The following is a 1,044-nucleotide window of genomic DNA, read 5'->3' as shown; positions in this document are numbered from 1 at the left end:
AAAAGTTGCTAATATTGGAGTTCTGTCAATAAAGTAGACACTTTTATGCCTGGTAGTGGCGTACTTTTTTCTTCCGCACTCCGTTTTCACTTCGCTTGGAGGCCTATGCTTGAAGGAACCATCTGAGAGGCAATGCTTCCTTCAAGCATAGGACAATGTGTCTTCTTTGGCGTCTTGATATTGTGCCTCTTTATACGCCTTTTCATATTCAATCGGGGTGGCGTAACCGAGAGTGGAGTGCAATCTTTTGTGATTATAAAAGTGAATATAAAACTGGATAGCTCCAATGGCTTCTGCTTTCGTCTTAAATACAAACTTGTACAAATACTCTTTCTTGAGTGAGGCAAAAAATGACTCTACACAAGCATTATCATAAGGAGTGGCTTTTCGGCTCATACTGATGGAGGCTTTGGCCCCTTCCAAGGCTTCAATATACTTTTTGGAACAGTACTGGCTACCACGGTCAGAATGGTGGATCCACCCCTTGGAGGGGTGGCGGAGTTCGAGTGCTTTCTTTAAAGCTTTTAATGGCAGTTTGACGTCCATACAATCATTAATGGCATAGCTAATAACCCGGCGGGAAAACAGGTCTAAAACTGGATTGAGATATAGAAATCCTTCGCCGGTATGGATATAAGTAATATCGGTTGCCCAGACACGATTAGGTTTTTCTGGCTTAAACTCCCGGTTCAGCTCATTCTTGAATACACGCTGCTGATGATCCGAATCAGTGGTTTGAGTATATTTGATTGGCGGTGTGGCATATAAATCCAGATCTCTCATTCGGTTTGACACTGTTTTAAGAGAAACTGTCATGCCATCCTTGGTGACAAGTTTCCGGTGGATTCTCGGGCTTCCATACGTCCCCAGGTTGTCGTGGAAATGAAACAGGATTCTTTCGTCCAGATGCCGTCTCTGCTTTTGCCTTTCAGTTTCCTCCTGGCTTTGTCTTCTTTCCCAAGCATAATAACCAGAGGTGGATACACCTAGTACTTCGCACATCTTCACGATGGTATGTTCATTTTTATGTTCATATATGAAGGC

The 1,044-nt window shown here is 43.1% G+C and carries 1 protein-coding gene; it reads right to left on the bottom strand.

Annotated features, from left to right (window positions below):
* Window positions 1-141: 141 nt before the first annotated feature.
* Window positions 142-1,044 (bottom strand): IS3 family transposase (locus ABU165_RS25100; protein ID WP_353762701.1); only part of this gene is annotated, 903 nt, incomplete at its 5' end.

It is taken from the genome of Cytobacillus sp. T106 (assembly GCF_040492155.1).
Lineage (GTDB): Bacteria > Bacillota > Bacilli > Bacillales > Cytobacillaceae > Bacillus_AB > Bacillus_AB infantis.
The sequence above is the reverse complement of the archived record's forward strand: the minus strand, read 5'-3'. Positions and strand labels throughout refer to the sequence as shown.